Origin of the sequence: Methylobacterium sp. 285MFTsu5.1 (assembly GCF_000383455.1) — a bacterium.
GTDB lineage: Bacteria > Pseudomonadota > Alphaproteobacteria > Rhizobiales > Beijerinckiaceae > Methylobacterium.
Map to the genome: position 1 here is coordinate 169,955 of NZ_KB911279.1, position 21,407 is coordinate 191,361.

Below are 21,407 nucleotides of genomic sequence, written 5' to 3' on the forward strand. Positions count from 1 at the left end.
TCCGGCCATGGCCTACTTCCTGCTCCGCCTGGAACCGCCCCGCCCGAGCTTCCCGTTCGACGCGACGGAGGCCGAGAAGGCGCTGTTCTCGGCGCATTCCGGCTACTGGATGGAGCAGGCGGCCGCCGGCATCGCCATCGCGGTCGGACCCGTCTTCGAGTCCGGCGGCACCTGGGGCCTCGCCCTGGTCGAGGCCGACGACGCGGCCCAGGCCGAGGCGCTCGGCGAAGCAGATCCCGTCCTGATGGCGCAGGCAGGCTTCCGGTACACCGTCTCGCCCGTTCCATCCCTGATCCTGCGGCGCTGACGTCGCGGCCCGACATCCAGAGGAGGCCCCCCCGCGGGGCAGAAGAGAGCATGGCAACCGACATCCTCGTCCCGACCCTCGGCGAATCCGTGAGCGAGGCCACGATCGGCCGCTGGTTCAAGAAGCCCGGCGACACGGTCGCGGCCGACGAGCCGATCGTCGAGCTCGAGACCGACAAGGTCACCCTGGAGGTGAACGCCCCGGCGGCCGGCGAGCTCGGCGAGATCCTGGTCAAGGACGGCGAGACCGTGGAGCCCGGTGCCCTGCTCGGCTCGATCGTCGAGGCCGGAGCCGGCGGCGGCACGGCCAAGAAGGCCGCCCCGAAGGAGAGCGCCGAGACCAAGGCCGAGAGCCGGAGCGAGGCCCCGAAGGCCGCCGCGCCCGCGAAGGCCGAGGCCCCGGCCCAGGAATCGTCCGCCGGCTACGGCAACCACGGCGATGCCGCCGCCCCCGCGGCCCAGCAGCGCCCGGTCGGAGACAACGGCCCGGCGGTGGCCAAGCTCGCCCGGGAATCGGGTGTCGACCCGTCGTCGGTGAGCGGGTCCGGCAAGGACGGACGCGTCACGAAGGGGGACATGCTCGGCGCCATCGCCAAGGGGCCGGCCCCGTCGGCGCCCGCCAAGGAGGCCCGTCCGACCCTGCCGCGCGCCCCCTCGGCGCCGGACGACGCCGCGCGCGAGGAGCGCGTGCGCATGACGAAGCTGCGCCAGACCATCGCGCGCCGCCTGAAGGACGCGCAGGACACCGCGGCGATGCTGACGACGTTCAACGACGTCGACATGTCGGCCGTGATGGCGATGCGCAGCCAGTACAAGGACATCTTCGAGAAGAAGCACGGCACGAAGCTCGGCTTCATGGGCTTTTTCACCAAGGCGGTGATCGGCGCCCTCAAGGACGTGCCGGCGGTCAACGCCGAGATCGACGGGCAGGACCTCGTCTACAAGAACTACTACCACATCGGCATCGCGGTCGGCACCGATAAGGGTCTCGTCGTGCCGGTGGTGCGCGACGCCGACGACCTGTCGATCGCCGGCATTGAGAAGAAGATCGCCGGCTTCGGCAAGAAGGCCCGCGACGGCAAGCTCTCCATCGAGGAGATGCAGGGCGGCACCTTCACGATCACCAACGGCGGCATCTACGGCTCGCTGATGTCGACGCCGATCCTCAACGCGCCGCAGTCGGGCATCCTCGGCATGCACCGCATCGAGGAGCGCCCGGTGGTCCGCGCCGGCAAGATCGAGGCGCGGCCGATGATGTACCTCGCCCTGTCGTACGACCATCGCATCGTCGACGGTAAGGAGGCCGTGACCTTCCTGGTGCGGGTCAAGGAGGCGCTGGAGGATCCGGCGCGCCTCGTGCTGGACCTCTGAGGCAGCCATGTCGAGCGCTGAGAACAGGGTCGCGATCGTCACGGGCGGCAGCCGCGGCATTGGCCGCGCGGTGGCGCTCCTCCTGGCGGAGCGCGGCTACGCCGTCTGCCTGAGCTACGTGTCGGACGCCGCCGCCGCGCAGGGCGTGGTGGACGCGATCGCGGCCAAGGGCGGACGGGCGCTCGCCGTGAAGGGCGACGTCGGCAACGAGGCCGACGTCATCGCCCTGTTCAAGGCGGCCGACGGCCTCGGCCGCCTCGCGGCGCTCGTCAACAATGCCGGCGTGGTCGACGTGAAGTCTGACGTCGCCGACATGAGCGTCGCCCGCTTGCAGCGCATGATGACCACCAACGTGGTCGGCAGCTTCCTGTGCGCGCGGGAGGCGGTGCGGCGCATGTCGATCAAGCGCGGAGGGGCAGGGGGCGCGATCGTCAACCTGTCCTCGGTGGCGGCGCGCCTCGGCGGCCCCGGCCAGTTCGTGGACTACGCGGCCTCCAAGGGCGCCATCGACTCGCTGACGATCGGGCTTTCCCGCGAGGTCGCCGCCGACGGCATCCGCGTCAACGCGGTGGCGCCCGGCATCATCGCCACCGAGATCCATGCCAGCGGCGGCGAGCCGGACCGGGTCGAGCGTCTCGGCCCCGGCGTCCCGATGAAGCGGGCCGGCACCGCCGAGGAGGTGGCCGCACCGATCGTGTGGCTCCTCTCGGACGAGGCCTCCTACACCACGGGCGCCATCCTCGACATCGGCGGCGGCCGCTGAGGCCAAGCCCCACCTGACATTCCCTGCCCGTCTCGCACGCGGCACGACCGAGCGGAAGCGAAGCCTCATGTCCTACGATCTCGTCGTCATCGGCACCGGCCCCGGCGGCTACGTCTGCGCGATCCGCGCGGCGCAGCTCGGCCTGCGGACCGCGGTGGTCGAGAAGCGCGCGACGCACGGCGGCACCTGCCTCAATGTCGGCTGCATCCCGTCCAAGGCCCTGCTGCACGCGTCCGAGGCCTTCGAGGAGGCCAACACGCACTTCGCCGATCTCGGCATCGACGTCGGCACGCCGAAGTTCGACCTCAAGAAGATGATGGCCTTCAAGGCGGAGGGCGTCGCCGGCAACACCAAGGGCGTCGAGTTCCTGCTCAAGAAGAACAAGGTCGACACCTTCCACGGCACCGGCCGGATCGCCGGCGCCGGCCGCGTCGAGGTCATCGCCGAGGACGGCGGCAACCAGATGCTCGAGACGAAGAGCATCGTCATCGCGACCGGCTCGGACGTGGCGCGCCTGCCCGGCGTCACCATCGACGAGAAGGTCGTGGTCTCCTCCACCGGCGCCCTGGAACTCGACCGGGTGCCGAAGAAGCTCCTCGTCATCGGCGCCGGCGTGATCGGGCTGGAGCTGGGTTCCGTCTGGCGCCGGCTCGGCTCCGAGGTGACCGTGGTCGAGTATCTCGACCGGGTGCTGCCGGGCATGGACGGCGAGGTCGGCAAGCAGTTCCAGCGGATCCTGACGAAACAGGGCATCGCCTTCAGGCTGTCCACCAAGGTGACGGGCGTCGAGGTCGGCAAGAAGGGCGGCGCGACGGTCACGGTCGAGCCGGCCGCGGGCGGCGCGGCGGAGACGCTGCAGGCTGACGTGGTCCTCGTCTGCATCGGCCGGACGCCCTACACGGAAGGCCTCGGCCTCGACACGGTCGGTGTCCAGCGGGACGACAAGGGCCGGATCCTCACCGATTCCCACTACGCCACCAACGTCACCGGCATCTACGCCATCGGCGACGTGATTGCCGGCCCGATGCTCGCCCACAAGGCCGAGGACGAGGGCGTGGCGATCGCCGAGATGCTGGCCGGCCAGTCCGGCCACGTGAATTACGGCGTGATCCCGAACGTGGTCTACACGTTCCCGGAAGTCGCCTCGGTCGGCAAGACCGAGGAGGAGTTGAAGAAGGACGGCGTGGCCTACAACGCCGGCAAATTCCCCTTCACGGCCAATGGCCGGGCCAAGGCGAACGGCACCACCGACGGGTTCGTGAAGGTGCTGGCCGACGCCCAGACCGACCGGGTACTCGGCGTGCACATCGTGGGCGCGGATGCCGGCAACCTGATCGCCGAGGTGGCGGTCGCGATGGAGTTCGGCGCCTCGTCGGAGGACATCGCCCGCACTTGCCACGCGCACCCGACGCTGACCGAGGCCGTCAAGGAAGCCGCGCTGGCGGTCAACAAGCGCGCCATCCACGTCTGACGGGCCAAGGCCCACGGCTGCGCGGATTGCTACCTCGGCGGGCTCGACCGCCTGCGCGAAGGCCCCCTCTCCCATGCGGGAAAGGGGGCCTTCGCGTTCCGTCACACACCGCGCGCCTCGAACCTGACTGGCCCGCAGAGCGACGGCCCGGCGCGGGGTCAGGCGATCTTGCGCCTGGAATTCGGCAGGTCGGCGATCCGCAGCAGCGCGCTCGGCGCGGGCGGGGCCGTCAGGGCGTTCAGCAGATACGGCCGACGCAGGCCCAGCGCGTTGTGCAGGGCGAGGTCGATGTCGCGGGCGTAGAACGGCATCCGCAGCACGGCGTCGACGCCGAAGTAGCGGCCGGCCTGTGCGACGGGCTCCAGCTCGGACGTGGTCAGCAGGGTGATCCGGGTCGGGAGGCCGAGGGGCTGGATCTGGCAGGCCAGTTCGAGCCCGTCGATGCCGCCGAGCTTCACGTCGATGAAGGCGAAGTCGTAGGCGGCGAGCTTCAGCTGCTTGAGGGCGTGGCGGCCGTCATCCGTCTCGTCGAGCTCGATCGCGAACCCGCTGCGCGCCACGACGCGGCTGATGGCCGACCGCCCGGCCGGAGTCGAGCAGGCGAGCAGGGCCCGGGTCGGTGCGCGACGGCGGGCATCCGCGTGGAGCAGCGGCTCGATATGGCTCGGGTCGAGGGGCGTCTTCAGGACTTCGTAGGCGCCGAGGCTCGTGGCGATCTCCTGCCAGTGCGGCAGCACGCGGGTCGCCACCAGCACCAGGCAGGGGGGCTCCGCACCCGCCCGGCGCGCGACGGCGACGGCTTCGGGGCCGCTGAGATCGTCGAGCTGCATTCCCACGAAGGCCAGGGTGGGACGGTGGCGGAGGAGGATGTCGCAGAGCGCCTGACCCGAGGTCGCCTCATCGATCACCGCGCTGGGATCGAATCGCAGGACGATCTCTCTCAGGGAGACGCGGCGGCCCGGATCGCAATCCGCGATTACGACACGTGCCGGCGCCCTCCCATCCTGAAGATCCATGACGCCCGCCCAACCCCATCCCGTTCGTTGCCCATATTGGCTGAAGATCGTGACGAAGCTCTTAAAGAGCGGGATTCTGCACTGGGCGAACCGGAAGACGCGCCTATAGACGATGATGAAGGCTCTCGAAGTCGAAGTTTTTAGCAATCTTGCTCAATGGCCAGCCCGCGGATGGGCCGCCGCGTAGGCACTCATGAGGCGGGCGGCGTCGACCTGCGTGTAGAGCTGCGTCGTGGAGAGCGAGGCGTGGCCCAGGAGTTCCTGGATCGCCCGGAGTTCGCCCTGGCGCGCCAGGAGATGGGTTGCGAAGGAATGCCGCAGGGCGTGCGGTGTGGCGCTCTCGGGCAGGCCCAGGGCGCCGCGGGCGCGCGCGACCGTGTACTGGATGATGCGCGGCGAGAGCGGGCCGCCCCGGGCACCGAGAAACAGCGGTCCCTCCGGCGGCAGCGGCAGGGGACAGGCGGCGACGTAGTCCGCCACGGCCTGCGCCACGACGGGCAGGATCGGCACCATGCGCTGCTTGCCGCCCTTGCCGAGCACGGTGACCTGATCGACCCCGGGCAGGGGTGCGTCACGGCGGGTCAGGCCCAGGGCCTCGGAGATGCGCAGCCCCGCGCCGTAGAGCAGCGCCAGCACGGCGGCGTCCCGGGCGAGGACCCAGGGCTCCCGCTCCTCGCCGGCGCGGATCGCGGTATCGGTCAGCGCCACCGCGGCGGAGACGGGCAGGGGACGGGGAAGCCGCCGCGGGACCTTGGGCGAGCGCACACCGCCCAGGGCCGAGACGGTGCCGAAGCCCTCCCGCTCGAGGAAGCGCGCGAAGGAGCGCAGACCCGCCAGCATGCGCATCAGCGAGCGCCCGGAGACCTCGTCGGCCCGGCGCGCGGCCATGAAGCCGCGGATGTCCCGCACCTTGAGCCCGATCAGCATCGGGATCGTCGGCGTCCCCTGACGGGACGCGAGGTGGTGGAGGAACTGCCGGAGGTCGCGCCCGTACGCCTCGACGGTGTTGGACGACATCCGCCGCTCCCGCGCCAGCGCCTCGATCCAGGCGAGGACGGCGTCGCGGAGGCGGGCGTCCCCCGGAAACAGCAGCCGGTCGCCCTGGGTCTCGCGGGTGCTCGCATGCGTGCTCATGGCGACACTCGACCGAATCCTCCTTGCCGGGAGCTTAATGCCGGTCGCAATCCGTCCCCGGCGCCGGGCTCGTCCCGCGCGGCGCGCCGTGCCAAGCTGACGCAATGACCCTCCTCGCCTACGCGGCCGCCGCCCTCGCCGAGATCGCCGGCTGCTTCGCATTCTGGGCCTGGCTGCGGCTCGGGCGGTCGGCCTGGTGGGCGCTGCCGGGCCTCGCCTCGCTGGCGGCCTTCGCGGCCCTCCTGACCCTCGTGGACAGCCCCGCGGCGGGGCGCGCCTTCGCGGCCTACGGCGGCGTCTACGTCGCGGCCTCGGTCCTGTGGCTGTGGCTCGCGGAGGGTCAGCGGCCCGACCGGTGGGACCTCGCGGGCAGCGCGGTCTGCCTCGCCGGAACGGCGCTGATCCTCCTCGGTCGCCGGGGGTGAGTTCGACCCGGCACCGTGCCGGGCCGGCCACGGCCGACCGCTTCCGCGTTCGGAACCTTGGTGAAACCAAGCGTTCACGATACGTACGGCAGCCTCGGGCCGTTCACCGAGCCGTGGAGCCCCATGACCAGCGCCGTCCGCATTCTCGGGATCGACCCCGGACTCCGCCGCACCGGCTGGGGCCTGATCACCGCGCAGGGCACGAAGCTCACCTACGGCGATTGCGGGGTCGTGACCTCGGACGGGGAGCTTCCGCTGGCCCTGCGCCTGCGGGAACTGTTCGAGGGGATCGGCCGCGTCGTCGAGGCCGTGCGGCCCGACGAGGTCGCCGTGGAGGAGACCTTCGTCAACAAGGACGCCCAGGCGACGCTCAAGCTGGGCCATGCGCGGGCGATGGCGCTGCTCGTGCCGGCCCTCGCCGGACTGCCGGTGTTCGAGTACGCCCCCAACCTCATCAAGAAGACCGTCGCGGGCTCCGGCCACGCCGAGAAGGTGCAGATCCAGGCGATGGTCCGCTTCCTTCTGCCGAAGGCCGAGTTCCGCGTCGCGGACGCCGCCGACGCGCTGGCCATCGCGATCACCCATGCCAGTCACCGGGACGCCCACGCCCTGCGGCAGGCGCATCTGCCGGGGGGCAAGCGCCGCTCGCTCACCGGTCAGGCGGCCGCGGGACAAGGGCTCGAGGGGAAGGGCTTCTCGGCCGCCGCGGCCGCGCGTATCGAGGCCGCGCTGGCGAAACAAGGCTGACGGGATCGGGAAGAACTTGGTGGGGGAAGTAGGACTCGAACCTACGAAGCTTACGCAGCGGATTTACAGTCCGCCCCCTTTGCCGCTCGGGACATTCCCCCAAGGCGGGCATCGCCCGCGGCGCCCTTATGGTGAGGGGTGGGCCGGGTGTCAACGCTTATGGTGGACCGATCCGCCTCGCCGGACGCGACAATCGTGGAGAGCGGGGCGGTTTCGCTCGGCGTCGCCGCGATCCGGGCGGCCGCGCTTGCAGAGTCGACCCTCTTCCGGCCTCGCGGTGCCCGCGGCTCCGCCATTGGGACGAAAACGCGAACGTTCCGCGACTCCGGGGATTCACAAAGGAATCCGGATCGGCCACGGTGTGGCGATGTCGCCCTGCTTCGCCGGCCCTTGACCCGTCCCGCCCCGTCCCTGCGGTCGCACCAGCGCACGCTGATGGCCCTGGTCGCGGCCATGGCGAGCGGGGAGGCGGCCCATGTCCGGAAGATCCTGGCGGCGGTCACGCCGGGCGGGGGCAAGTCGCTGCTGCCGGTCATCGCCGCGCACCGGCTGATCGAGGCGGGGCTCGTCGAGCGCGTGGTCTGGGTGGTGCCGCGGGATTCCCTGCGGCTGCAGGCCGAGGAAGCCTTCGCCGACCCGCTGTGGCGCGCGGCCTTCGGGCACGCCCTCAGCGTCCGGGCCGCCGACAACGAGCGCGACCCGGCGCGGGGTCTGGCCGGCTACGTCACCACCTATCAGGCGGTCGCCGCCGCCCCGGCGCTCCACCTCGCGGAGGCGCGGGCGCACCGCACCCTGCTGGTGGTCGACGAGGTTCATCACCTGCCGGCCCCCGGTCGCCCGGGCGCCGACGAAGCCTCCGCGGAGGATGCCGAGGCGGGGGCGTGGTCCCGCGCGATGCTGCCCGTCATGGAGGCGGCGACCGTGCGCCTGTACCTGTCCGGGACGCTGGAGCGGGCGGACGGGCGGCGGATTCTCGGACTGCCCTACCAGCCCGCCGCGCCCGGCCGCGGACCGGAACTCGATCTCGACGCCCCCGGCCTCGCGGTCATCGGCTACTCGCGGGCGCAGGCGCTGGCCGAGCGGGCGGTGCTGCCGGTGACGTTCGGCGCCATCGACGGCGAGGCGAGTTGGCTGGAGGGCGGCCGGATCGCGGGCGACAGCCCGCGCGTCGGGCCGCACCGGCTCGGCGCGGGCTCGGTCCGGATCACCACCCGGCCCGCGCTGTTCACCGCCCTGCGGACCGGCTTCGCCCGCGACCTTCTGAGCGAGGCGTTCTTCGCCACCAAGCGCCTGCGCGCCCGGCGCCGGGCCGAGCGCGATCTCCCGCCCGGCGATCCCGCCCGGGGGCTCGGCAAGCTCCTCGTGGTGGCGCCCGATCAGGCGAGCGCGCGGGCCTATCTCGCGACCCTGCGGGACTGGATGCCGGCCGGGCAGGGCGCGCGCGATGTCCGTCTCGCGACCTCCGGCCAGGGCGACGCCCACGCGGCTCTGGCAGCGTTCCGGCTCACGCCGGAACCGGCCGTGCTGGTGACGGTGGCGATGGCGTACGAGGGGCTCGACGCCCCGGAGGTCGCGGTGGTCGCGGCCCTGACCCATATCCGCTCCCGGCCCTGGCTCGAGCAGATGCTCGCCCGGGCCACCCGGGTCGATCCCCATGCCGGCCCCTACGACGGGCAGCAGGCGCTGATCTTCCACCCCGACGACCCGCTCTTCGCGCGGTTCCGCCTCGAACTCGAGACCGAGCAGGGCAGCAGCGTCCGGCCGCCCCGCGAGCGGCCGGCGAGCGCCGTCGTGCCCGAGCGGACCCGCTGGCGCGACGACGAGCCGGGCGGGATCACGCCCCTGGAGAGCAACGCGATCGGGATGCGCTACGCCCTGCTGCGCCCGCGCCTCCCCGAACCGGTCGCCGCGGCGCCCGCGCCCGAACCGCCCTCCGTCACCGAGCGGACCCTGCGCCAGCGGCTCGCCGCCGCGGTGGCCGCCCAGGCGGTCGAGGACGAGACCTCGCTGCGCGTGCCCCGCGGCGGCAATCTCGCCCACCGCTACAACGCCGTTCTCAAGCGCGTGCTCGGCAAGGGCCGCGCGACCATGACCCTCCCGGAGCTGGAGGCGGCCCTGTCGTGGCTCGAGCGCAACCGCCTCTCCGACCATCTCGACCGCCTCGACGGCGATGCCCGCTACGCGTGGTCGGCCCGGCAGCGCCGCGGGCGCTGGCAGCCGGAGCGCGCCGCCGGCCGCTGAAACGCCCGGGAAGGAGACAGCCGTGACCGAGAGCCTCCCCGCCGCCTTCGCCGCGACACTCGCCGCGTCCGAGCCGCCGAGCGTCTGGGACGCCCCGCTCGCCGCGCTCTGGTGGCTCGCCCGGGATGCGTCCGGCCTGGCCTCCGCCGCCTGGGAGCGGGCGCACCGCCTCGTCCAGGACGCCGGCGGGTCCGACGCGGCCTGGGTCCACGCCCATCTCCACCGGGTCGAGGGCGACGACGGCAACGCGCGCTACTGGTACGCCCGCGCGGGCCGCCCGGTCCCGGACGGCACGCTCGCGGAGGAGCGGGCCGCGCTCGTCCTCGCCCTCTGGCCGAGGTCGTGATCGCTCCGGGCCGCGCCGCGCCGACCGTCCCGAGCCTGCCGGATCGCGGAACGCCAAGGCTCACAGCCAGTTGAATGGCCGCCCGGCGCGGAGATCGGGCCTCGATTATCGGAGCGGATCCATGAGCCTCCTCGGCAGCATCGTCAGCAAGATCCTCCATCCGTTCGGGGGCGGCGCCGCGGACGCCGCCCCCGCGCCCAACGCCGGCTCCGGCGGCTCGGCCGGCACGAGCACGCCCTCCACGTCGGCCCCCGGCTCGGCCGGCGGCAGCGAGCCCGTGGACGTCGCGGCGGTGCTCACCGGCCTCGCCGAGAAGAACCCGCAGACGCTCGACTGGCGGCACTCGATCGTCGACCTGATGAAGCTGCTGGGCCTCGATTCCGGCCTCGCCGCGCGCAAGCAGCTCGCCGACGAGCTCCACTACACCGGCGACAAGGACGATTCGGCCAGCATGAACATCTGGCTGCACAAGCAGGTCATGCAGAAGCTCGCCGAGAACGGCGGCAAGGTTCCGGACGATCTGAAGCACTAGGTCATCGAGTCCGGGATCGACGAGGCTCGCCGCGGACGGTCTCGACCGGCGCCGCGGCGAGATCGCTTCTTGACCACGTGGTGCGCCGGCGGTGCGCACCGGCGGCGACACTTGCGGAGAGGGCCTTGCGGCGCCTCCGTGTTTATCGATCACATGACCCGCGTCACGCAGCGCCGAATCAGGCGGCGCCGAGGAGCGAACGGTCATGGAGACCCCGACCGGGGACCACAGCGGCGCCTTTGAGGCGTCCCCTCTCGCCACGATCGCCGCGGCGGTCGCCCGCGGTGAAGTCGCGCGCATCGCCGCGCTGGCGCCCGGCCTGGATCTCTCCGTCCGCGGCGGCCGGAACCTCACCCTGCTCGAATGGGCGATCTGGAACGCGCGGCCGCGCGCGCTGTCGGCCCTGCTCGACGCGGGGGCGGACCCGTCTGTGCCGGGGCTCGATCAGGAGACCGCGCTGCACATGGCGGCGATGGTCGAGGATCCGACCTACCTGGAGATCCTGCTGCGCCACGGCGCGCCGGTCGACCCGGTGAGCCCGCGCGGTCAGTGGACGCCGCTGTTCCGCGCCGTACAGAACCGGCGCGAGGCGCAGATCGCGCTGCTGCTGCGGGCCGGTGCGGACCCGAACCGGGTCGACGCCACCGGCAACTCGCTGCTCCACGTGGCGGCACAGGTCGGCGCGGCCAATCCCTGGGTGCTGAGGCTGCTCGAGGCCGGGATCGACCCGACCCTGCGCAACGCGCAGCGAAAGACCTTCCAGCCGTACTTCTTCACCACCCCCGAGCGCCTGCTGAACGATTCCGGGCGCGAGACCCGCGCTGCGGTCCGCGCGTGGCTCGCCCGCAGCGGCGTGCCGGCGGATCCGGAAGGCTGACGGCCCTCTCCGACGCCGATCCGCGTCAGCGCCCGGTGCGGACCCGGGTCCAGAGGCGGGTGACGAAGCGCTGGGTGCGGTCGTCCCAGGCGGTGTTGATGGACAGGCGCTGCATCGTCGCCTCGTCCGGGTAGATGCCGGGATTGCTCAGGATCTCGGGCTTCACGAACTTCTTCGCCGCGAGGTTGCCGCTGGCGTAGGAGACGAAGTTGGTGTTGGCCGCCGCCACCTCGGGCCGCATCATGTAGTCGATGAAGGCCAGCGCCTCGGCCGGGTGGGCAGCATCCTTCGGGATCGCGAAGGTGTCGAACCACATGAGCGCGCCTTCCTTCGGCACGACGTAGGCGATGTCGATCCCGTTCTTGGCCTCCTCGGCGCGGCGCTTGGCCTGCATGATGTCGCCCGAATAGCCGACGGCCAGGCAGATATCACCGTTGGCCAGCGCCTGGATGTATTCCGACGAGTGGAACTTCCGCACGGCGCCGCGCACCTTGTAGAGGGCGTCGGTCACCAGGGTCATGTCGTCCCAGCGCTTGGAATCCGCCTTGGCGCCGAAGGCCGGGAGCATGCTGGGGATCAGGTCCTCGGGGCTGTCGAGCACCATGATCCCGCACTCCTTCAGCTTGTTGGCCGAAGCGGGATTGAGGACGACGGACCACGAATTGACCGCCGCGCCGGCGCCCAGGCGCTCGCGCACCGCGGCGACGTTGTAGCCGATGCCAGTCGTGCCCCACATGTAGTCGACCGCGTAGGTGTTGCCGGGATCGTAGGCCGCCAGCCGGCTGGTCACCTCGGGCCAGAGGTTGCCGAGGTTCTTCAGCTTCGACTTGTCGAGGGGCAGGAACGCGCCGGCCCGGATCAGCCGCTGCAGGTACGGTCCCGACGGCACGACGATGTCGTAGCCCGACCGGCCCGCGAGCAGCTTGGTCTCCAGGATCTCGTTGTTGTCGTAGGTGTCGTAGACGACCTTGATCCCGGTCTCGCGGGTGAAGGCCTCGAGCACCTGCGGGTCGATATAGTCCGACCAGTTGTAGATGTTGACGACCCGCTCCTCGGCGGCCGGTGCCGGCCGCACGAGGGGCAGGACTGCCAGGAGCCCTCCCGCGAGGACGGCTGCGGCCGCCGCCAGGACGGTCCGACGCGGGCCGATCACCGGCTCCTCGCGGCCACGATCACGATCTCGACCAGGTACTCCGGCGCGGCGAGCTTGGCCTCGACGGTGGCGCGGGCCGGCGCGTTCTCCGGGGACACCCAGGCGTCCCAGGCGGCGTTCATCTCCGCGAACGTCGCGATGTCGGCGAGGTAGATGGTGGCCGAGAGGATCCGCGCCTTGTCGCTGCCGGCCGCGGCGAGCAGCCGGTCGATCTCCGACAGGATCTGCTGGGTCTGGATCGTGACCCCGGTGCCGACCGTGTCGGACGCGACCTGCCCGGCGAGGTAGACCATGTCGCCGAAGGTTACGGCCTGCGACATCCGCTTGCCCGGCTCGATCCGCTGAATGTCCATACCCGTCTCCACATCCTCGAGAACCGGCGTATCTGCCGCCGCACCGGCCCGGCCGTAAAGGGCCGCGCGCACACGCGCCGCGGGAACCCGAGGAAAATCGTCATCGGCGGTCGGGGTGCGGGCAACCGTCGCGGGCCTCGAAGCGTTCTGCCGCCATCGACAATCACGCCTTGGGGTCAGTCATGGGTATTCTCTGGACCATCATCATCGGGTTTCTCGCCGGCGTCATCGCCAAGTTCCTCATGCCGGGCCCGAACGAGCCCGCCGGCTTCATCCTGACCACGATCCTCGGCATCGTCGGCGCCTTCGTGGCGACCTTCCTGGGCCAGGCGATCGGCTGGTACGGGCCGAACCAGGGCGCGGGCTTCATCGGCGCCATCGTGGGGGCCGTAGTCGTGCTGTTCATCTACGGCCTGATCGCCGGCCGCCGCACCACCACCTACTGACCCGTCCGGCAGGTCCGGATACGACGAGGGGCGCCCCGCGGGGCGCCCCTTTCTTTTGACCGACGCATTCCGGTAGCGAGTCTCAACACAGCGCTCTCCGTCATCACGAGCGCAGCGACGTGACCCAGGGCAGCGCGACGATGTCGAACGTCGCGCTGCCTGGATTGCTTCGCTGCGCTCGCAAAGACGGAGGCGCCGAAGCCCTCCGAGGGCTGAGGCTCAGAGATGCTCGGACGCGGCCTTCACGGCGCAGTGGCCGGTGGCGCCGCGCACGGCGAGGCCCACGCCGACCACGAGGGCCAGCAGGCTCAGGAGCTTGTTGGGACGGGGCTGCGCGGCAGCGGCGGCGATGCCGAGGCCCAGCGCCACCGAGACGGCGCGCTCCGTCGTCGACAGGTTCGGCTGCCCGCTGAAGATGTCGTGCATCATGTCGTTGGCCATGAGGGTCTCCAATTGGGAAGTCGCGGGGGAACGCGGCACCCGGCGCCCCGTTCCCGGCCGACGACCGGTGTGACCCGACCTCGACGGGGCAACAAAAAGGGCGCGGCCCCGGAGGACCGCGCCCGTCTAAGACATCCCCGCCGACCGAGGCCGGCGCGGGCGTCCCGCGTGCTTACTCGCCGGCCTCGCGGCGGCGCTCGCCACGGTGGCGGCCGCCCTCGCGGGGCTCGCGCGGCTCGTCGCCGCGCTCGGCCCGGTCGGCGTCGCGCTGAGCCTTTACCTTCTCGGTGACGTCCTCGCCGGTCTGCTGGTCGACGACCTTCATGGACAGGCGGATCTTGCCGCGGTCGTCCTGACCGAGGAACTTCACCTTGACCTTGTCGCCTTCCTTGACGACGTCCGTCACCTTGGCGACCCGGTTCGCGGCGAGCTCCGAGATGTGGACGAGGCCGTCCTTGGCGCCGAAGAAGTTCACGAAGGCGCCGAACTCCATGCACTTCACGATCGTGCCGTCATAGATCACGCCGACCTCCGGCTCCGCCACGATCGAGCGGATCCAGTTGTAGGCCGCCTTGATCGCCTTGCCGTCGGCCGAGGCGATCTTCACGACGCCCGTGTCCTCGATGTTGATCTTGGCGCCGGTCTTCTCGACGATCTCGCGGATCACCTTGCCGCCGGTGCCGATCACGTCGCGGATCTTGTCCGTCGGGATCTGCATCGTCTCGATGCGCGGCGCGTACTCGCCGAGCTCCGGACGGGCCGCCGTCAGCGCCTTGGCCATCTCGGCCAGGATGTGGGCGCGGCCGTCCTTCGCCTGGGCGAGGGCGATCTTCATGATCTCCTCGGTGATGCCGGCGATCTTGATGTCCATCTGGAGCGAGGTCACGCCCTCGTCCGTGCCGGCCACCTTGAAGTCCATGTCGCCGAGGTGATCCTCGTCGCCGAGGATGTCGGACAGAACCGCGAAGCGCTCACCCTCCAGGATGAGGCCCATGGCGATGCCCGCCACCGGACGGCGCAGCGGCACGCCGGCATCCATCAGCGACAGCGAGCCGCCGCAGACCGAGGCCATCGAGGACGAGCCGTTGGACTCGGTGATCTCCGACACGACGCGGATCGTGTAGGGGAACTCGTGGGCCGGCGGCAGGACCGGGCGGATCGCCCGCCAGGCGAGCTTGCCGTGGCCGATCTCGCGGCGGCCCGGCGAGCCCATCCGGCCAGTCTCGCCGACGCTGTAGGGAGGAAAGTTGTAGTGGAGCAGGAAGCGCTCCTTGTAGGTGCCTTCCAGCGCGTCGATGAACTGCTCATCCTCGCCGGTGCCGAGGGTGGCAACCACAAGGGCCTGGGTCTCGCCGCGGGTGAACAGGGCCGAGCCGTGGGCGCGGGGCAGCACGCCGACCTCGGAGAGGATCGAGCGGACCGTCTTCACGTCGCGGCCGTCGATGCGGGCGCCGCTGTCGAGGATGTTCCAGCGGACCACCTTCGACTGGGCCTCCTTGAAGGCGGCCTTGACCTTCTCCGCCGGGAACTTCTCGGCGCCCTCCGGGCAGAGGGCGGCCATCACCTTCGCCTTCACGGCGTCGACGGCGGCGTAGCGCTCCTGCTTGACGGTCTTGGTGTAGGCGGCGCGGAGCTCCGCCTCGCAGACCTCCAGGACGGCCTTCTCGACGTCGGCGTTCTCGGGGGCCTTGAAGTCGCGCGGCTCCTTGGCGGCCTTCTCGGCGAGGCGGATGATCGCCTCGATCACCGGCTGGAAGTGCTTGTGGCCGAACATCACGGCGCCGAGCATCACCTCCTCGGAGAGCTCCTTGGCCTCCGACTCGACCATCAGCACCGCGTCCTGCGTGCCGGCGACGACGAGGTCGAGGCTCGACTCTTCCTTGGTCTCGGTGACCAGCGGGTTCAGCCGGTAGCCGCCGTTGATGTAGCCGACGCGGGCGCCGCCGATCGGGCCCATGAACGGCACGCCCGAGATGGTCAGGGCCGCGGAGGCCGCGACCATCGCGACAATGTCGGGATCGTTCTCGAGATCGTGGGTCAGGACGGTGACGACGACCTGCGTGTCGTTGCGCCAGCCGTCGATGAAGAGCGGGCGGATCGGGCGGTCGATCAGGCGGGAGACCAGAGTCTCCTTCTCGGAGGGACGGCCCTCGCGCTTGAAGTAGCCGCCCGGGATGCGGCCGGCGGCGTAGGCGCGCTCCTGGTAGTTCACGGTGAGCGGCATGAAGTCGATGCCGGGCTTCGGCTCCTTGGCGGCGACCACGGTCGCGAGCACCGAGGTCTCACCGTAAGTGGCGATGACGGCGCCGTCGGCCTGGCGCGCGACCTTGCCGGTCTCCAGGACGAGCTTGCGGTCGCCCCACATCAGCTCTTCGCGTTGAACGTCGAACATTCTCAATCTCTTCCTTGCCTGCGGCGGGCCCAAGCCCGGCGCCGCCCGGGGGCAAGACGGCGAGACACTGCGCCCGAGAACGCTCGGTGAAGTGTCTCGCGATCCTGCCCCGACGCTGGCGCCTCGAAGCGGCCCGTTTGTCGGGAGGCCGGACCCATTCCGGCAGCCCGCGATGATGAAACGCGGCCCCGGGCCGGGCCCGGAACCGCGCGAGACGTGCCTTAGCGGCGGATGCCGAGACGCTCGATGAGGGCGCGGTAGCGGGCCTCATCCTTGCGCTTGACGTAGTCGAGCAGCGAGCGGCGCTGCGAGACCAGCTTCAGGAGGCCGCGGCGGGAATGGTTGTCCTTGCCGTGGGTCTTGAAGTGGCCGGTGAGGTTGGTGATCCGCTCGGTTAGGATCGCCACCTGGACCTCGGGGGACCCGGTGTCCTTGGCGTCCTTGCGGTGTTCCTTGATGAGCGCGGTCTTGCGCTCTGCCGTGATCGACATCGCGTGCCTTTCGGGTTGTGCTGGTCGGAAGCGGCGCCCCAAACGGGCGCGCGCGGGCTCGGCGTTCGGCCGGTGCCGGGATGTCGTCCAGCACGGTCACAGCGCCAAGCGGCTCAAGCCCCGCCCGGCAACCCGGGTCGAGGCCGCGCGATCCATACACGAAACCGACGGTTATGCCAGTCCCGAGCCGGGCGGGCCGCAGCGGTGGCGCGTCGCGGCTGTCCGGGCCCGTCCAAAGAACGGTTAACGCCGCCGTGCTACCCGGAACCGCTCACGCGACGCGGCCCGGCGATGAACGGCACCTTCTCGGATGCGTGCGGCGTCGCCGTCGCGACGCTGCTCGGTATCCCCCTCGTTCTCGTGCCGGGCTATGCCCTGGGCGGCCTGACCGGCATCCTCGGGTTCCGCTCGCTCGCGCCCGGCGACCGCCTCCTGTGCGGGGCGCTCCTCGGGATCGGGCTGCTGCCGGCCCTCGACAGCCTGCTGATCCAGGCGGGCGGCGTCCCGGTCGCGGCCCTCGCGACCGGCGCCCTCGGGCTCGCCGCACTGCGGCCGGTCTCGCGGAGCCTGCGCGAGTCCCTCGACCGGGCGGCGCTCGCCCTCGCGCTGCTCTGGCTCGGCGTCGTGGCCTACGCGCTGATCGACGTCGATACCGGCACCGCCCTCTACCGGCCCGTGACGATCATCGACCTCGTCAAGCACGCCGCCCTGACCCGCGCGATCGTGGAGCACGGATTGCCGCCGGTGGACCCGTTCTTCGCCCGGCCCGAGCGGGCGGGCTACTATTACGGCTTCTACACGCTCACCGCCCTGGTTGACTGGGCGGGCGGACGGCTGGTCGACGGGCGGACCGCCTTCGCGGGCGTGGCCTTCTGGACCGGCCTCGCGCTCCTCGGCCTGATCGACCGTCTGCTCGCGGCGACCGGACTCGTCGCGGACGCCGCGCCCCGGCTCGTGCGCCGCGCGGTGCTGATGCTGCTGCCGGCCGGAAGCCTCGACATCCTGCTGGTCCTCGCCGACCGGACGACGTCCGGGACTTGGCTGCCGGTCCCGGAATGGCTGAACGAGCAGGTCCTCAACTGGCCGGCCTCGCTGGTCTGGGTGCCGCACCACGTCGCCGGCGCCCTGGCCGGGTGGCTCGGACTCCTGGCCCTGGCGGAGGTCGCGGACCGGGCGCGGCCGGACAGGCGCGCGGAGGCGGCGGCGATCGGCGTCGCGGCACTCGCCTTCGCGGCCTGCGCGGGCCTGTCCGTCTGGGTCTGCCTCGGCACGGCGGGTGCGGCCGGTGCCTGGCTGGTGCTGCTCGGCCTGGAGCGCCGCTGGCGCGCCGCGGCCAGGCTGGCGGTTGCCGGCCTGCTCAGCGCCGCGCTGGCCGCCCCCTACCTGCTGAGCGTCCTGGCCAACCGGACCGACGGCGGCGCGCCGATCCGGTTCTCGATCCGGCGATTCGGGCCGCTCGACGGCCTCGTCGACGAGCCGGCCCTGAGCGCGCTCCGCCTGATCCTCCTGCCGCTGAACTATTACACGGCCCTGGGGGTCTGCGCCGCCGGTGCGCTGCTGTTCTGGCGCCTCGTGCTCCGCCGGGAGGCGCACGGGCGCGAGGCCGGACGCCTGCTCACGCTCTGCGCCGTGGCGAGCCTGCTCCTCGGCGGCGTCCTGCGCTCGGCGATCCTCAACAACGACCTCGGCGCGCGCGTGGTCCTGCTCGCGCAGGTCGCGACCCTGGTCTGGACCGTGGTGGCCCTGACCCGCCTGAGCGAGGCGCGGCGGCTCCGGTTCCCCGGCCTCCTCGCCGCGCTGCTGATCCTCGGCTACGCGACGACTCTCTACGGCTTCGTCGGGATGCGCGCCTATCCCGCCTCGGACCGGCCCGCCTTCGCCCGCCTCGCCGGCCGTCCCGATATCGACCGGGCGCTGCGCGCGGCCTACGCCTGGGCGGGCACGCACCTGCCCCGGGACCTGGTGCTGCAGCAGTCGCCGGTGCCGCACCGGGTGTTCGATTTCGGGCTCTACGGCCTCCAGCCGACGGGGGTGGCGGACGCGGAGGCGCGCCTGTTCGGCGCCCCGCCGGACGCCGTGGCGTCGCGGCTCGCCGACGTCGCGCCGGTCTTCCGCGACCGCCTGGACGGCGCCGAGGTGCGGCGGCGCGCCGAAGCGGCCGGGATCGGCGCCCTGGTCGTCACCGCGCAGGACGCCCCCTGGAGCAGCCCCGATTCCTGGGTCTGGCGCAGCACCGCGGTCTACGCCGATCCGCTCGTCCGGATCCTGCGGGTCCAGGATCTCCGTGGAGGATCTCCGTGACTGAACCCAGTCCCGCGGCACCCACCCGCCCGCGCGCCGGGCAGGCCCTGCGCTGGCTCTGCGCCCAGGCGCTGCTGCAGGCCGGCGCCGTCGTCGTCGGCTTCGCCTGCTTCGTGCTGCTGTTCCAGACGGATCTGTGGTCCGGCGTGACGATCCTGTTCTACCGCGGACTGATCCTGCTCGCGGTCGCCTTCCTGCTGACCCTGGCGGTCACGGCGGCGCTGGCCGGGCTCGGCCGGGCCTGGGGATTGCGCCGACGGGACGCCCTCGGCGCCTGCGTCCTGTCGCTGTCCCTGAACCTCAGCGCCTTCGTGATCCTGCCGGTGACGGTCGACCGGTCGATCAGCGTGTTCCTGCTCGGCCAGATGGCCGCCCATCCCGGGGAGCGCTTCACGCCTGAGCGCGCGCGGGCGGTGTTCGAGCGGGTCTATCTCGGCGAGTTCCGGCAGATGGAGCGGCGCTTGGCCGAGCAGCAGGCCTCCGGCAACGTCGCGCGAGCGGGTGACGGCTACGTCATCACCTCGCAGGGCAGCGCCTTCATCCGCTTCTGCGGCCTCGTCGCCCGGGCGTTCCGGACCGACACCCGGATGATCGCCGCCGCACCGTCCCCGCCCGGCGGGGGCGACCCGGAAGCGCGCGGCGGGGCGCCTGAACCCGATCCCGTGGGCGCGGTGCGGCGGTAGGCTGTATCGACTCGGGATGAGGACGGTGCGGCGCCGGTCCGGGCGGTTCCGCGGAGGCCACCGTCCGGGCATGAAAAGTGCCGGGTGACGATCCGGGCGAGGGAGAACGGACGCGATGGCGGAGTCCGCGGTGACCACGGGTGAACGGGCGGGCGCGGGGCGCGGACTCGCCCGGAGCCTCACCGCGCCGGGCCTCGTCGCCATCGGCCTCGGCGCCACGATCGGCGCCGGCATCTTCGTGCTCACCGGGACGGCGGCGGCGCAGTACGCGGGCCCGGCGCTCAGCCTCTCCTTCGTGATCGGCGGCGTCGCCTGCGGCCTCGTCGGCCTGTGCTACGCCGAGCTGGCCGCCATGATCCCCGAGCCGGGATCGACCTACACCTACACCCGCGCGAGCCTCGGGCGGCTTCCCGCCTGGATCATCGGCTGGGACCTCGTCCTCGAGTTCGCCGTGGCCGCGGCGACCGTGGCGGTGGGCTGGTCGGGCTACGCGCAGTCCCTCGCGGCGGAGTTCGGCCTGCATCTGCCGCCGGCCCTGGCCGGGGCGCCCGGCGCCGGCGGCCTCGTCAACCTCCCGGCGGCCGGGATCGTGCTGCTGCTCAGCGCCCTGCTGATGCGCGCCACCGCGGAAGCCTCCCTGGTCAACGGCCTGCTGGTCGCCTGCAAGGTCGCGATCATCCTGGCTTTCGTGGGTGTCGGCGTGGCCCATCTGCGGCCCGAACTCTGGCACCCGTTCGTGCCGGAGAATGCCGGGACCTTCGGCGCCTACGGCTGGAGCGGCGTGTTCCGCGGCGCCGCGGTGGTGTTCTTCGCCTTCGTGGGCTTCGAAACCGTGGCGACGGCCGCGGGCGAGTGCCGGGCGCCGCAGCGCGACGCGCCGGTCGGCCTGATCGGCTCGCTGCTGATCACCACGATCCTGTACGTGGCCATGGCGGCCGTCCTCACGGGACTCGTGCCCTATCGCGACCTGAACGTCGCCGACCCGGTCGCCAAGGCGGTCGACGTGATCGGCCTGACGGGCTTCGCCACGATCATCAAGGCCGGCGCCCTGATCGGCCTGACCACCTCGGCACTGACCGCCCTCTACGGGCAGAGCCGGATCTTCTTCGCCATCGCCCGCGACGGGCTCCTCCCGGGGATCTTCTGCCGGGTCCATCCGGTGACGCGGGTGCCCGTGGCGAGCCAGCTGGTGATCGGCCTGTTCACGGCGGCCGTGGCGGGGCTCGTGCCCATCGACGTCCTGGGCGAGATCGTCAGTATCGGCACGCTCCTGGCCTTCTGCCTCGTCTGCGCGACGGTGCTGATCCTGCGCCGAACCGATCCGGACCGGGCGCGCCCGTTCCGCGTGCCGGCGGTGACCCTCATCGCCGGACTGGGGATCCTGTCCTGCGTGACGCTGATGGCCTCGCTCCCGGCCGACACCTGGATCCGCCTCGCGGTCTGGCTGGCGATCGGCCTCGCGATCTACGCCGGCTACGGCCGGCGGCACGGCCGGCTCAGCTGATCAGGTTGATGGTGGCCTGCGCGAGCGTCTTGATCGAGGCCGAGGCGCTCAGGCTCAATTCGTAGTTCCGGACCACCCGCTGGAGGTCGGCCGATTCGACCGCGACGTTGACGTTCGGCAGACGGACATAGCCGGTCGGGTCGGCCCCGGGATTGGTCGGGTCGTAGCGGGTGCGGAAGCCGGTGGTGTCGCGGACGATCCGGCCGACCGGGTCGCGGGGGCTGTCGGCCGCCACCGGGGCGAACACCGCGATCTTGCGGGCGTAGGGGGCACCGCCCGGGGTGGTCGGGACCGAATCGGCGTTGGCGAGGTTCTCGGAGATCGCGCGGATCCGCCCGCTCTGCACCTGCCGGCCGGCGGCCAGGGCGCCAGCGGCCGAGTTGAGGGCGCTGGTATCCGGCATGCGCGGGCCCT

22 protein-coding genes and 1 tRNA gene are annotated in these 21,407 nt (G+C 71.9%); 14 read left to right on the plus strand and 9 right to left on the minus strand.

Annotated features, from left to right (window positions below):
- The first annotated feature begins 7 nt into the window (after positions 1 to 7).
- The 4 genes from H288_RS0116725 to lpdA all read left to right on the plus strand — a co-directional run bounded on the left by H288_RS0116725 (position 8) and on the right by lpdA (position 3,911).
- Positions 8 to 307: a YciI family protein gene (locus H288_RS0116725; protein ID WP_020093728.1), complete on the plus strand. Its 300-nt coding sequence runs from the start codon at positions 8 to 10 to the stop codon at positions 305 to 307.
- 50 nt (positions 308 to 357) lie between these two features.
- Positions 358 to 1,677, plus strand: coding sequence for a 2-oxoglutarate dehydrogenase complex dihydrolipoyllysine-residue succinyltransferase (odhB, locus tag H288_RS0116730; RefSeq protein ID WP_020093729.1), 1,320 nt, complete (start codon positions 358 to 360; stop codon positions 1,675 to 1,677).
- 7 nt (positions 1,678 to 1,684) lie between these two features.
- A complete protein-coding gene (locus H288_RS0116735) occupies positions 1,685 to 2,440 on the plus strand; it encodes an SDR family oxidoreductase (protein ID WP_020093730.1) in 756 nt (251 codons plus the stop codon).
- A gap of 67 nt (positions 2,441 to 2,507) precedes the next feature.
- Positions 2,508 to 3,911, plus strand: a complete 1,404-nt coding sequence (lpdA, locus tag H288_RS0116740) for a dihydrolipoyl dehydrogenase (RefSeq protein WP_020093731.1) — start codon at positions 2,508 to 2,510, stop codon at positions 3,909 to 3,911.
- A 158-nt stretch (positions 3,912 to 4,069) separates the two neighbouring features.
- On the opposite strand, the gene H288_RS0116745 is transcribed toward lpdA, so the two are convergent.
- Both H288_RS0116745 and H288_RS0116750 read right to left on the minus strand, forming a co-directional pair.
- Positions 4,070 to 4,819 (minus strand): response regulator, encoded by a 750-nt coding sequence (locus tag H288_RS0116745; RefSeq protein WP_020093732.1) that lies wholly within the window; start codon positions 4,817 to 4,819, stop codon positions 4,070 to 4,072.
- A gap of 261 nt (positions 4,820 to 5,080) precedes the next feature.
- Positions 5,081 to 6,061 (minus strand): tyrosine recombinase XerC, encoded by a 981-nt coding sequence (locus H288_RS0116750; RefSeq protein ID WP_020093733.1) that lies wholly within the window; start codon positions 6,059 to 6,061, stop codon positions 5,081 to 5,083.
- 104 nt (positions 6,062 to 6,165) lie between these two features.
- On the opposite strand from H288_RS0116750, the gene H288_RS0116755 reads away from it, so the two are divergent.
- Both H288_RS0116755 and ruvC read left to right on the plus strand, forming a co-directional pair.
- Complete coding sequence (locus H288_RS0116755; protein WP_020093734.1) at positions 6,166 to 6,486, plus strand: YnfA family protein; 321 nt, start codon at positions 6,166 to 6,168, stop codon at positions 6,484 to 6,486.
- Between the two features lie 123 nt (positions 6,487 to 6,609).
- A complete protein-coding gene (gene ruvC / locus H288_RS0116760; RefSeq protein WP_020093735.1) occupies positions 6,610 to 7,233 on the plus strand; it encodes a crossover junction endodeoxyribonuclease RuvC in 624 nt (207 codons plus the stop codon).
- A 17-nt stretch (positions 7,234 to 7,250) separates the two neighbouring features.
- Here ruvC and H288_RS0116765 read toward each other — a convergent pair.
- Positions 7,251 to 7,334, minus strand: a tRNA-Tyr gene (locus H288_RS0116765).
- Between the two features lie 289 nt (positions 7,335 to 7,623).
- Between H288_RS0116765 and H288_RS0116770 the strand changes: the two genes are divergently transcribed.
- The 4 genes from H288_RS0116770 to H288_RS32435 all read left to right on the plus strand — a co-directional run bounded on the left by H288_RS0116770 (position 7,624) and on the right by H288_RS32435 (position 11,229).
- Complete coding sequence (locus H288_RS0116770; RefSeq protein WP_020093736.1) at positions 7,624 to 9,474, plus strand: DEAD/DEAH box helicase family protein; 1,851 nt, start codon at positions 7,624 to 7,626, stop codon at positions 9,472 to 9,474.
- Positions 9,475 to 9,496: 22 nt separating this feature from the next.
- Positions 9,497 to 9,820: a hypothetical protein gene (locus H288_RS0116775; RefSeq protein ID WP_020093737.1), complete on the plus strand. Its 324-nt coding sequence runs from the start codon at positions 9,497 to 9,499 to the stop codon at positions 9,818 to 9,820.
- Positions 9,821 to 9,941: 121 nt separating this feature from the next.
- On the plus strand, positions 9,942 to 10,352 hold the full coding sequence (locus H288_RS0116780; RefSeq protein ID WP_020093738.1) for a DUF3597 domain-containing protein: 411 nt from the start codon (positions 9,942 to 9,944) through the stop codon (positions 10,350 to 10,352).
- A 205-nt stretch (positions 10,353 to 10,557) separates the two neighbouring features.
- Positions 10,558 to 11,229 (plus strand): ankyrin repeat domain-containing protein, encoded by a 672-nt coding sequence (locus H288_RS32435; protein ID WP_020093739.1) that lies wholly within the window; start codon positions 10,558 to 10,560, stop codon positions 11,227 to 11,229.
- Positions 11,230 to 11,254: 25 nt separating this feature from the next.
- Here the strand turns inward: H288_RS32435 and H288_RS0116790 are convergent, their stop codons facing one another.
- The gene (locus tag H288_RS0116790; RefSeq protein WP_020093740.1) at positions 11,255 to 12,382 is read right to left on the minus strand and encodes a polyamine ABC transporter substrate-binding protein; all 1,128 of its coding nucleotides are present in this window, start codon (positions 12,380 to 12,382) and stop codon (positions 11,255 to 11,257) included.
- Complete coding sequence (locus H288_RS0116795) at positions 12,379 to 12,735, minus strand: RidA family protein (RefSeq protein WP_020093741.1); 357 nt, start codon at positions 12,733 to 12,735, stop codon at positions 12,379 to 12,381. The genes H288_RS0116790 and H288_RS0116795 overlap by 4 nt, the downstream gene beginning before the upstream one ends.
- Before the next feature lie 182 nt (positions 12,736 to 12,917).
- Between H288_RS0116795 and H288_RS0116800 the strand changes: the two genes are divergently transcribed.
- Positions 12,918 to 13,181: a GlsB/YeaQ/YmgE family stress response membrane protein gene (locus H288_RS0116800; RefSeq protein WP_012317940.1), complete on the plus strand. Its 264-nt coding sequence runs from the start codon at positions 12,918 to 12,920 to the stop codon at positions 13,179 to 13,181.
- Between the two features lie 219 nt (positions 13,182 to 13,400).
- On the opposite strand, the gene H288_RS0116805 is transcribed toward H288_RS0116800, so the two are convergent.
- The 3 genes from H288_RS0116805 to rpsO form a co-directional block, all read right to left on the minus strand.
- Complete coding sequence (locus H288_RS0116805) at positions 13,401 to 13,622, minus strand: YgaP-like transmembrane domain (RefSeq protein WP_020093742.1); 222 nt, start codon at positions 13,620 to 13,622, stop codon at positions 13,401 to 13,403.
- Between the two features lie 172 nt (positions 13,623 to 13,794).
- Positions 13,795 to 16,014, minus strand: a complete 2,220-nt coding sequence (pnp, locus tag H288_RS0116810) for a polyribonucleotide nucleotidyltransferase (protein ID WP_020093743.1) — start codon at positions 16,012 to 16,014, stop codon at positions 13,795 to 13,797.
- A gap of 221 nt (positions 16,015 to 16,235) precedes the next feature.
- Positions 16,236 to 16,505 carry a 30S ribosomal protein S15 gene (gene rpsO / locus H288_RS0116815; RefSeq protein WP_012317943.1) on the minus strand — a complete coding sequence of 90 codons (270 nt, stop codon included), beginning with the start codon at positions 16,503 to 16,505 and terminating at the stop codon, positions 16,236 to 16,238.
- Positions 16,506 to 16,796: 291 nt separating this feature from the next.
- On the opposite strand from rpsO, the gene H288_RS0116820 reads away from it, so the two are divergent.
- From H288_RS0116820 to H288_RS0116830, 3 genes are all read left to right on the plus strand, one after another.
- Entirely contained in the window at positions 16,797 to 18,806 is a 2,010-nt protein-coding gene (locus H288_RS0116820; RefSeq protein WP_020093744.1) for a hypothetical protein, read from the plus strand.
- Positions 18,803 to 19,489, plus strand: a complete 687-nt coding sequence (locus H288_RS32440; RefSeq protein WP_020093745.1) for a hypothetical protein — start codon at positions 18,803 to 18,805, stop codon at positions 19,487 to 19,489. The genes H288_RS0116820 and H288_RS32440 overlap by 4 nt, the downstream gene beginning before the upstream one ends.
- 115 nt (positions 19,490 to 19,604) lie before the next feature.
- Entirely contained in the window at positions 19,605 to 20,993 is a 1,389-nt protein-coding gene (locus tag H288_RS0116830; protein WP_020093746.1) for an amino acid permease, read from the plus strand.
- Here H288_RS0116830 and H288_RS0116835 read toward each other — a convergent pair.
- A complete protein-coding gene (locus H288_RS0116835; RefSeq protein ID WP_020093747.1) occupies positions 20,986 to 21,396 on the minus strand; it encodes a flagellar basal body rod protein FlgC in 411 nt (136 codons plus the stop codon). The two genes, H288_RS0116830 and H288_RS0116835, sit on opposite strands and share 8 nt — an antisense overlap.
- Positions 21,397 to 21,407 lie beyond the last annotated feature (11 nt).